This window comes from Streptomyces sp. S6 (genome assembly GCF_054880855.1).
In genome coordinates this window covers 1-10296 of the sequence record NZ_JBTYMC010000240.1, presented here as the reverse complement: position 1 = coordinate 10296, position 10296 = coordinate 1, and the positions used below count along the sequence as shown (strand labels likewise).

Annotated in this window: 9 protein-coding genes and 1 pseudogene; 5 read left to right on the top strand and 5 right to left on the bottom strand. The window is 70.5% G+C overall.

Annotated features, from left to right (window positions below; translation table 11 throughout):
• Together ACVNF4_RS26310 and pepN are read left to right on the top strand one after the other, a co-directional pair.
• Positions 1-338: LysR substrate-binding domain-containing protein (locus ACVNF4_RS26310; protein ID WP_461805351.1), on the top strand; the 338-nt coding region annotated here is incomplete at its 5' end.
• 15 nt (positions 339-353) lie between these two features.
• Positions 354-2918, top strand: coding sequence for an aminopeptidase N (gene pepN / locus ACVNF4_RS26305; RefSeq protein WP_461805350.1), 2565 nt, complete (start codon positions 354-356; stop codon positions 2916-2918).
• 73 nt (positions 2919-2991) lie between these two features.
• Here pepN and ACVNF4_RS26300 read toward each other — a convergent pair whose 3' ends face one another.
• Positions 2992-3900 (bottom strand): EamA family transporter, encoded by a 909-nt coding sequence (locus ACVNF4_RS26300; protein WP_461805349.1) that lies wholly within the window; start codon positions 3898-3900, stop codon positions 2992-2994.
• 139 nt (positions 3901-4039) lie between these two features.
• Here ACVNF4_RS26300 and ACVNF4_RS26295 point away from each other — a divergent pair, with 139 nt between their 5' ends.
• Positions 4040-4546, top strand: coding sequence for a MarR family winged helix-turn-helix transcriptional regulator (locus ACVNF4_RS26295; RefSeq protein ID WP_461805348.1), 507 nt, complete (start codon positions 4040-4042; stop codon positions 4544-4546).
• A 98-nt stretch (positions 4547-4644) separates the two neighbouring features.
• On the opposite strand, the gene ACVNF4_RS26290 is transcribed toward ACVNF4_RS26295, so the two are convergent.
• On the bottom strand, positions 4645-4893 hold the full coding sequence (locus ACVNF4_RS26290; RefSeq protein ID WP_461805347.1) for a hypothetical protein: 249 nt from the start codon (positions 4891-4893) through the stop codon (positions 4645-4647).
• A 61-nt stretch (positions 4894-4954) separates the two neighbouring features.
• A pseudogene (locus ACVNF4_RS26285) lies at positions 4955-5263 on the bottom strand (zinc-binding dehydrogenase); the annotation flags it as partial.
• A gap of 47 nt (positions 5264-5310) precedes the next feature.
• Between ACVNF4_RS26285 and ACVNF4_RS26280 the strand changes: the two are divergent.
• A complete protein-coding gene (locus ACVNF4_RS26280; protein ID WP_461805346.1) occupies positions 5311-5493 on the top strand; it encodes a MarR family winged helix-turn-helix transcriptional regulator in 183 nt (60 codons plus the stop codon).
• A 30-nt stretch (positions 5494-5523) separates the two neighbouring features.
• Here ACVNF4_RS26280 and malQ read toward each other — a convergent pair whose 3' ends face one another.
• Entirely contained in the window at positions 5524-7521 is a 1998-nt protein-coding gene (gene malQ, locus ACVNF4_RS26275; protein ID WP_461805345.1) for a 4-alpha-glucanotransferase, read from the bottom strand.
• A 158-nt stretch (positions 7522-7679) separates the two neighbouring features.
• Here malQ and ACVNF4_RS26270 point away from each other — a divergent pair, with 158 nt between their 5' ends.
• Positions 7680-9635 (top strand): TerD family protein, encoded by a 1956-nt coding sequence (locus ACVNF4_RS26270; protein WP_461805344.1) that lies wholly within the window; start codon positions 7680-7682, stop codon positions 9633-9635.
• 7 nt (positions 9636-9642) lie between these two features.
• Here the strand turns inward: ACVNF4_RS26270 and ACVNF4_RS26265 are convergent, their stop codons facing one another.
• A complete protein-coding gene (locus tag ACVNF4_RS26265; protein WP_461805343.1) occupies positions 9643-9780 on the bottom strand; it encodes a hypothetical protein in 138 nt (45 codons plus the stop codon).
• Positions 9781-10296 lie beyond the last annotated feature (516 nt).

Here is a 10296-nt window from a genome sequence, read left to right as displayed (position 1 = left end):
TCGTGGCGCAGCCGCTGGTGGGGCCCGCTCCCCCGGCGCCCGCGTACTGGCGTGCCGAGCAGGCGCCGGCGCCGCACGGACCGCTGGCGGGCACTCTCCAGGAGGCGCTGACGCTGGTGGCGACGGGGCGGGGGGTGATGCTGCTGTGCGAGCCGTCGGCCGCCGCGCACCGGCGGGACGACATCGTGTACGTCCCCGTCGAGGGGTTGACGGAATCCGCGCTGGGGTTGGTGTGGGCGCGCGGTGGGGAGAGCCGGGGAGTGCGCGCGCTGGCGGATGCCATATCGGCTGGGTGCCGGGCGAGAGCGCGTGGAAAGATGACCACAACCCACGCATAACGAGGAGATGAACGCGTGCCTGGCACAAACCTGACTCGCGAAGAGGCGCAGCAGCGGGCGAAGCTGCTCACCGTTGACTCGTACGAGATCGATCTGGACCTCTCCGGAGCGCAGGAGGGCGGCACCTACAGGTCCGTGACCACGGTGCGCTTCGATGTATCCGAGAGCGGCGCCGAGTCGTTCATCGACCTGGTCGCCCCGGCCGCGCTGGAGGTGACGCTGAACGGGGACGCGCTGGACCCCGCCGAGGTGTTCAAGGATTCCCGGATCGCCCTGCCGGGTCTGCTGGAGGGGCCGAACGTCCTGCGGGTCGTCGCGGACTGCGCCTACACCAACACCGGTGAGGGTCTGCACCGGTTCGTCGACCCGGTCGACCAACAGGCGTACCTGTACACGCAGTTCGAGGTGCCGGACGCCCGCCGCGTCTTCGCCTCCTTCGAACAGCCGGACCTGAAGGCGACGTTCAGGTTCACGGTGAAGGCGCCGACCGGCTGGACGGTGATCTCCAACTCGCCGACGCCCGAACCGAAGGACGACGTCTGGGAGTTCGAGCCGACGCCGCGCATCTCGACGTACATCACGGCGCTGATCGTCGGCCCGTACCACTCGGTGCACAGCGTGTACGAGAAGGACGGCCAGTCGGTGCCGCTGGGGATCTACTGCCGCCCCTCGCTGGCCGAGTTCCTCGACTCCGACGCGATCTTCGAGGTCACCCGGCAGGGCTTCGACTGGTTCCAGGAGAAGTTCGACTACGCGTACCCGTTCGAGAAGTACGACCAGCTCTTCGTCCCCGAGTTCAACGCGGGTGCGATGGAGAACGCGGGCGCAGTGACCATCCGCGACCAGTACGTGTTCCGCTCGAAGGTGACGGACGCCGCGTACGAGACGCGCGCGGAGACGATCCTCCACGAGCTGGCGCACATGTGGTTCGGCGACCTGGTCACCATGGAGTGGTGGAACGACCTCTGGCTGAACGAGTCGTTCGCGACGTACACGTCGATCGCCTGCCAGGCGGACGCCGCCGGCTCCCGGTGGCCGCACTCCTGGACGACGTTCGCCAACTCGATGAAGACGTGGGCCTACCGGCAGGACCAACTGCCGTCCACGCACCCGATCATGGCGGAGATCAACGACCTCGACGACGTCCTCGTCAACTTCGACGGGATCACGTACGCCAAGGGCGCCTCCGTCCTGAAGCAGCTCGTCGCGTACGTCGGCCAGGACGCGTTCTTCCAGGGTGTGCAGGCGTACTTCAAGCGGCACGCGTTCGGCAACACGCGGCTGTCGGACCTGCTCGGCGCGCTGGAGGAGACCTCCGGGCGTGACCTCAAGTCCTGGTCGAAGGCGTGGCTGGAGACGGCCGGGATCAACGTCCTGCGGCCCGAGATCGCCGTGGACGCGGACGGGGTCATCACCTCCTTCGCGGTCCGTCAGGAGGCGCCCGCGCTGCCGGCCGGCGCGAAGGGTGAACCGACCCTGCGTCCGCACCGCATCGCCGTCGGCCTGTACGAACTCGACGACGAGACCGGCAAGTTGGTGCGCGACGAGCGCATCGAGCTGGACATCGACGGTGAGTTGACGGCGGTCCCGTCACTGGTCGGCAAGCGCCGTCCGGCGGTGTTCCTGCTGAACGACGACGACCTGTCGTACGCCAAGGTCCGTCTCGACGCCGAGTCCCTCGCGTTCGTCACCGAGCACCTCGGCGACTTCGAGTCCTCCCTGCCGCGCGCCCTGTGCTGGGCCTCCGCCTGGGACATGACCCGGGACGCGGAGCTCGCGACGAGCGACTACCTCTCGCTGGTGCTGTCCGGCATCGGCAAGGAGTCGGACATCGGCGTCGTCCAGTCCCTCCAGCGGCAGGTGAAGCTGGCGCTGGAGCTGTACGCGGCTCCGGCCAAGCGTCCGTCGCTGCTGGCGCGTTGGACCGAGGCGACGCTGGAGCACCTGCGTGCGGCGGCGCCGGGTGGCGACCACCAGCTCGCGTGGGCACGGGCGTTCGCGGCGACGGCTCGCACCGATGAGCAACTCGCGCTTCTGGAGGGCCTGTTGGACGGGTCCTCGACGATCGAGGGGCTCGCCGTGGACACGGAGTTGCGCTGGGCGTTCGTCCAACGCCTCGCGTCCGTCGGGCGGTTCGACGAGGCGGAGATCGACGCCGAGTACGCTCGGGACAAGACGGCGGCGGGTGAGCGGCACGCCCTGACGGCCCGTGCGTCCCGGCCGACGGCTGCCGCCAAGGAGGCCGCCTGGGCGTCGGTCATCGACTCCGCCGACCTTCCCAACGCCCTTCAGGAAGCGGTCATCGGCGGCTTCGTCCAGACCGACCAGCGTGAACTCCTCGCGCCGTACACGGAGAAGTACTTCGCCGTGGTCAAGTCGATCTGGGAGACCCGGTCCCACGAGATCGCGCAGCAGGTCGCGGTGGGGCTGTACCCGTCGATCCAGGTGTCCCAGGAGACGCTGGACGCCACGGACGCCTGGCTCTCCTCCGCCGAACCGAACGCCGCGCTGCGGCGGTTGGTGTCGGAGTCCCGGTCCGGGGTGGAGCGGGCGCTGAAGGCGCAGGCCGCTGACGCGTAGGCGGTTGCGGAAAAGCGCCCGGGGCTTCGGCTCCGGGCGCTTTTCGCTGTCGGTGGGGTTCGGCGGTGCCGCGTCAAGAACTCGCCCGCTCAAGGTTCCGCACGCCGGTCGCCGTCACCGTCGTCGTCCTCCGCCCGGCGGGCCTGAGCTGTCCGGCGACCGTCGCTCCCAACGCCAGGCCCATCCCCACGAGTTGGAGCGCCGTGAGGGACTGGTCCAGGGCTGCCCAGCCGACGATCGCGGCGGTGAGGGGGGAGAGGGAGCCGAGGAGGGAGACCTGGGCGACGGAGAGGCGGCCGATGCCTCGGAACCAGAGCCAGTAGGCGACGGCGGTGTTGGCGAGGGCGAGGTAGAGGTAGCCGGCGACGGCGGGAGTGTCCAGGGCGGGGGGTGCGCCTTCCGCCGCGAGGGCGACGGGGGCGATCAGGAGGCCGCCGGCGGTGAGCTGCCAGCCGGCGAGGGTGAGGGGGCCGGCGCCTTCGGGGCGGCCCCAGCGCTTGGTGAGGACGGTGCCGGTGGACATGGAGGCGGTGGAGGCCACGGCCGCCGTGATACCCAGGAGGTCCAGGGCGCCGCCGGCCTTGAGTACTACGAGGGTGACCCCTAGGGCTGCGGCCATGGCGGTGAGGAGGGGGCGGACCGTCGGGCGCTCGCGCAGCAGCAGTGCCGAGAGGGCCAGGACGAAGAGGGGGCCGGCCGAGGAGACGGCTGCCGCCATGCCGCCGGGGAGGCGGTACGCGGCGAGGAAGAGCAGGGGGAAGAAGGCGCCGATGTTGAGGGCGCCCAGGACAGCCGACTTCCACCACCAGGCGCCGCGCGGGAGGGTGCGGGTGAGGGCGAGGAGGAGCAGGCCGGCGGGGAGTGCGCGTATGAGGCCGGTGAAGAGGGGGCGGTCCGGCGGGAGGAACTCCGAGGTCACGGCGTAGGTGGTGCCCCAGGAGATGGGGGCGAGGGCGGTGAGGAGGACGGTCGTGGACTTCATGGCACACCCCGAGTTGGTAGCTTGACGATGATTAGCTTAGCGCTAAGCGAATTAGAGTCAAGCTACTTAGAGGTAAGCAGGTCATGGCTAAGTCGGTCGCGGGTCACTTGGCGCCCGCCCATCGGGGGATACTCGCCCCATGAGTACGCCCCCCAAGGACCCCGTGGACGCGATCGTCGACCAGTGGGCCGTCGCCCGCCCCGACCTCGACACCGCCGCGATGGAGGTCTTCGGCCGCATCTCCCGCATCGCCCGCGCGATGGGCGACCGCGCCGAGCGCGCCTACGCCCCCTTCGGCGTCTCACGCGGCGAGTTCGACGTCCTCGCGACGCTCCGCCGCTCCGGGGAGCCCTACTCCCTCTCGCCCCGGGAACTCTCCTCCACCCTGATGCTGACCACCGGAGGTATGACAGGGCGCCTCGACAAACTCGAACGCGCCGGGCTGCTGCGCCGCTCCCCCGACCCCACCGACCGCCGGGCCCTGAAGGTCACCCTCACGGAGGACGGACTCCGGACCGTCGACCAGGCGGTGACCGCCGGACTCGCCGTCCAGCAGGGCGTCATCTCCGCCCTGGACACCGAAAAGGTCGGCCAGTTGGCCGACCTGCTGCGCGAACTGATGCCGGGGGCCGTGCAGGACCAGTAGCTCTCAAGGGTGAGAAAACACGACGGACGCCGCCTTCACCGTCGTACGAAAGACTCCGTACGACGGTGAAGGCGGCGTCCGCGCGGTTCGGCCGGGCGTCAGGCCTTGGACGGCTTGGGCTCGCGGTCCTTCGACTTGTCGAGGACCCAGACCAGGCCCGCGATCACCAGGAAGATGGCGATGGGGGCGACGACGAACAGCCCCAGCGTGTCGACGACACTCAGGCCCGGACCCGGGTCGTCACCGTCATCGCGCGTGAGCGCGAGCGCGGGGGACGACATCAGCAGCATCATCAGCGTCGTACCGGCCGCCAGGGTGCCGGCGCGCAAGGCGTTCTTCTTGTCCACGGTGCAAAAGTAGCGAACGCCGGTGAAGCCCGCTCGTCCGGGGTGCCCTATCGGGGTGCACCTAGGGGATGCCGGGGCCCTGGGGGACCAGGACGACCTTCCCCAGGTTGGCGTGGGACTCGATCGCCTCGTGTGCTCGTCCCGCCTCTGTCAGCGGGAACTCCGCGAAGACGCGAGGCCGTAGCGCGCCGGTGGTGTGGTGGTGCCACAGTTCGCCGATCCAGCGGGCGTACGTCTCGGGTTCCCGGCGTGCGATCGCGGCCATCTGGAACCCGGTGACGGAGGCGCTTCGGGTGAGTAGTTCGTATGCGTCGACCGTCCCGCCCCCGGATCCGAAGGCGACCAGTCGGCCACCCGGTGTCTTGCCGGCGGAGCTCACGGCGGCCACGACCCGCAACGCCCCTTTGTCCGTTCGCGGTGCGGGAGCCGGACCCGTCGGACCGGCGGAAGAACGCGGTGCGGGTGACGGCGGCGGGGCGCCAAGTGCTGGAGCGCTGCGCGGAGTTCGCGGAACGGGCGAACGCGGAGCTGCTGGCGCCGCTCGGGGCGGAGGACGGGGAGCTGTTGATGGAGCTGCTGCGGCGGGTGCACGCGGGGTGAACCCCCGCCGGGCAGCCGGTCCCCGTGCCCTCACCCGACGGACCGCAGCACCTCGACCAACGCACGCAGCCGAGGTGACACCGCCAACTCTTCCAGACTCACCGGCTTCCCCGCCGCATCGGCGATCGGCAACCGCCAGTTCGGGTACTGGTCCCACGTCCCCGGCAGGTTCTGCGGACGCCGGTCGCCGACGGCGTCCGGCAGCCACAGCCCCACCAGCGAGGCGGGCGTCCGCGCCAAGTACCGGTAGACGGCCCGGACTTGAGCCTCCTCGTCACCGGATCCCACACCGAGCACGCCGAGCCACTCCCGCACGTCGGCGGCAGCGGCGGCCCGCTCCTTCTCGTACGGATGCGTCAACAGCCCCAGCCGGTGCAGGAGTTCGACATGCTCACCGCTCAAGCGGGCGGCGGTGGAAGGGAGATCGTGCGTGGTCGCCGTGGCGAGACAGCCGGTCCGCCAGTGTTCCGCCGGGACCGGCCGCCCGTCCCCGTCCCAGTCCCGCTCGAACCACAGCACGGACGTGCCGAGCACTCCCCGCCTCCGCAACGCCTCGCGCACCCCGGGCTCGACGGTCCCCAGGTCCTCCCCGATCACCACGGCTCCCGCCCGCGACGCCTCCAGCACGAGCACCGCGAGCATCGCCTCCGCGTCGTACCGGACGTACGCCCCGTCGGCCGGCGCCTCCCCCTCCGGTACCCACCACAGCCGGAACAGCCCCATCACGTGGTCGATCCGCAGCGCCCCCGCGTACCGCAGCAGCCCCCGCAGCAGCTCCCGGAACGGCGCGTACCCCGCCGCCGCCAGCCGGTCCGGCCGCCACGGCGGCAACCCCCAGTCCTGGCCGAGGGAGTTGAAGGCGTCCGGCGGCGCTCCCACGGACATCCCCCGGGCGAAGAAGTCCTGTTGGGCCCAGGCGTCGGCGCCCCCCGGATGCACGCCCACGGCCAGATCGTGGACGACACCGAGGCTCATCCCCGACTCCCGCTGGACCGAGCCGAGTTGGCTGTCCGTGTACCAGGCGATCCGGCAGTGGAAGTCGACCCGGTCCATCAACTCCCGCCGCGCCCGCGAGGTTTCCTCGGACCGCGGGTCCCGCAGCCCCGCCGGCCAGCGCGTCCAGTCGTCACCGTGCGCCTCCGCCAGCGCGCACCACGTCGCGTGATCCTCCAGCGCCTCTCCCCGCTCGGCGAGGAAGTCGCAGTAGGCGGCCCGCCGCCCCGGACCGAGGGGAACGGCGACGACGTCCTCCAACGCGGCCCGCTTGACAGCCCACACCGCGTCCCGGTCGATCAACTCCCCCTTCTCCAGCACGCCTTCCCGCAGCTCTGCTCCCGACTCCAGGTACTCGGCGACCCCTTCGACGTAGGCGAACTCGGGGATCTCCTCGACCCGCAGATACACCGGATCGGGAAACCTCCTGGACGACGGCCGGTACGGCGACGGGTCCACCGGCGGCCCCGGCACCCCCGCGTGCACCGGATTCACCTGCACGAACCCCGCCCCGAGCGCCCGCCCCGCCCACTCCGTCAACTCCCGCAGATCTCCGAGGTCCCCCATCCCCCAGGACCGCCGGGACAGCAGCGAGTAGAGCTGGACGAGAATCCCGTACGACCGCTTCTCCAGGGCGGGCAACCGCGCGGGCGCGACGACGAGATGAGCGGACCCGGCACGTCCGTCAGGCAGCGTGACGCTCAACTGGTGGACACCCGGCGGGACTTCCTCGATCCCCCCGAGCACCTCCCCCGCCTCGGTGACCACCCGCACCGCACCCCCCTCGGGCAGCACCGGCCCCGCCTCCCCCTGCCACCACACGATCACGGGCGCCAACACCCGTGCCTCCAGCTCCCGTTGACGCGCCTCCAACGCCGTCCGCACCGCCTCCGCACCCCCCGCCTCCACCCCCAACGCCCGGAGCACCCGCACCAACGCCCCCTCCGAAGCCTCCACCACCCGCCCCGCCCCCGGACTGAACGCCGCCGCCACCCCGTACGACTCGGCCAACCGCACCAGCTCTTCATCAGCCACGACGACCTCCTCGACCAACGGGACGGGTCCCCTCAGCCCTACCCCACGAACGGGCGGGCCGACACTCTCCGGCGCGCGTACTTCCCGAACACCCCACGGCCCCGCACACCGGGCACTACAGTCTCACGTTGTGCCGTACGTCACACCTGGGGGGTTACATGCGGGAGATGACCAAAGGGTCGAACGTGGCGCTGGCGGAGCTGAGCGAGAGCGCCGGGTCGGTGATCGTGAGCCTGAGCTGGGTCAGTCCGACAGGGGAAGGCGACGCGGACGTGTCCGTGTTGCTGCTGGACGAGAACGGAAAGGTGCGCGGCGACGGGGACTTCTACTTCTACAACAACCCCGTCGCCGCCGACGGCAGTGTGCAGATGCTGGGGAAGACACCGACCGAGAGCGGCGACGAGGACCGGATCAGCTTTGATCTGACCGTTGTCCCAGCGGGAGTTGACCGGATGGTCGTGGCGGCGAGTCGCCACGGGGGAGCCGGTTTCGGTGAGTTGGAGGATCTGCGGCTGACGCTCGCGGACGGGAGCGGCGACGTGCTCGTCCGTTTCGCCATCGAGGACGCGGGCGCGGTCAGCGCGATCATCTTCGGCGAACTGTACCGGCGGAGCGAGGAGTGGAAGTTCCGGGCGGTCGGACAGGGATACGACACCGGACTCGCCGGGCTGGCAACGGACTTCGGGGTCGACATCGAGGACGACGCCGGCGCGGACGACGCCGTCGAAGAACCGGCAGCGGAAGCGGCACCGGAGTTGGTTCCCGCACCCCGGCCGCCCGCCGCCGACCCCGCGTCGAAGAAGGCCGTACGTCCCCGGACCGCGAAGAAGAAGGTCACAGTCCCCAAGGCTCCGAAGAAGTCCCTCGCGGAGAACGACAGTTGGCGGCAGGCGAGGCTGTTCCCCGTCTCCGTGCTGAAGAGCGACCGGGACAGGGAGATGCGCGCGACCTCCGTCCTGTTGTCGGTGATGGCACAGGTCCCGGAGTTCGGCCGCAGACTCACGGCCGCGTTCGGCGCCCCCGCGGGCCGGATGGAGACGTTCACCGAGGTCTCGTTGCCGCACGGCGACACCCCGAGGCGTCCCGACGGGGTCATCCGCGTCGAGCGCGCGGGCAAGCTGTGGACCGCGCTGGTGGAGACGAAGACCAACGGCAACGCCCTCAAGTCCGAACAGGTGCAGGCATACATGGACATCGCCGCACGCCGCGGGTACGAGGCCGTCATCACCCTGTCGAACGACGTCGCCCTCGACGGCAGTCCCCTGGTCGACGTCAAGGTCGACGGCCGCCGTAAGCACAAGGTCGCTCTCTGGCACCTCTCCTGGGCCGAAGTCACCCATCAGGCACAGATGTTGATCAGCCACGAGGGTGTCGGCGACAAGGCGCACGCCTGGCTGCTCCTGGAACTGCTGCACTACCTCCGCCACGACAACTCCGGCTGCCACGGCTTCCAGAACATGGGCGTCGCCTGGGTCCCCGTACGCAACGGCATCGACGACGAGACGCTGTGCGCCGGGGATCCTCGCGCACTGGACGTCGTCGAGAGCTGGGAGCGGCTGGTCCGGCAGATCTGCCTCAGCCTCGGCGGCGAGCTGGGCCAGAAGGTCCTGCCGGTCCAGCGTGCGAAGCGCGGCGCCGACCCCAAGGAGCGCCGCAGCCGTCTCGCCGACCAACTCTGCCTGGACGGACGGCTCTTGGCGGAACTCCGGATCGAGGGGGCACCGGGGATCCTGGCGGTCGGCGCGGACCTGCGCACGGCGAGACTCCGCACGTCGATCGACATCCCCGCGCCCGAGGGGGGTTACCCCCTCACCTGGGCCAAGCGTCTCCTGCGACACCTGGCCGACGCCCCCGCCGACCTCCACGTCGAGACCCTCGTCGAGGGGGAGGCCGCCGGCGGGCCACGCGGCACCCTGGAGAGGCTGCGCCCCGAACCGGCGGACCTCATCCCCAAGTCCCCCGACACCCGGATCACCGGATTCCGGCTGTCCCTGTTCAAGAGCATGGGAAGCGGCCGGGGGAACGCGGAGTCGGGGTTCATCCGCAGCGTGGACGACGCGGTGAACCGTTTTCACGCGGCGGTGGTGGTGAGGGTCAGTGGAGAGAGGTGGTGAAGTGCCGTCAGGTGGAGGGGGTGAGGACGGGGCCGCCGGGGGTTCGGGAGTCGCGGACGGCGACAGTGCGGGAGATGGTGCGGGCGTCCGAACCCCGCCACCGCGCGCTCGCCGTAGAGCCGCCGCCCCGGCCGGGCCCTCTCATGGCCCTGGTGCAGGTGAGTTGGTTCGGAGGGCCATGCACGCGGCCCCTCCCGGGCTTTGCCTCCTGTACTTCGAGGCCGACGGGGTGAACCCGTGTTTCGCGAACGCGGGGACGATCGACGTCGCGATCTACGAGGTCAGCATCAAGTACCGGACGGTCCTGGGTGGGCCGTTGTGGGATTCGGGCCGCCTCTCGAAGTGGACGGCGTTCGATCTGGGGCTCGCGTCGGGGCGCCGAGCAAGAAGGTGCACAAAATCGAGCGGATCACCATCCACTGAGCAACCCAGGCCGCTGTCGCTGGTCACCAACAGGGCTTCCGTGCCGGAGAGTTACGCCCTCCCTCCGCCGGCATGGGGCCCTGCGCGTCGTCCCCCGCCCCCTCCGCCGAAAGAGCGAACTTCTGTCACTAGACGAGTCTTTCCAAATACGGTCAGTGGTCATAGGCGGTCAGTGAGCGGCTGACCGCCTGGCCGGTCTGGAAGTTGTGCCAGATCGCGGCGGCCAGGGCCAGCATGC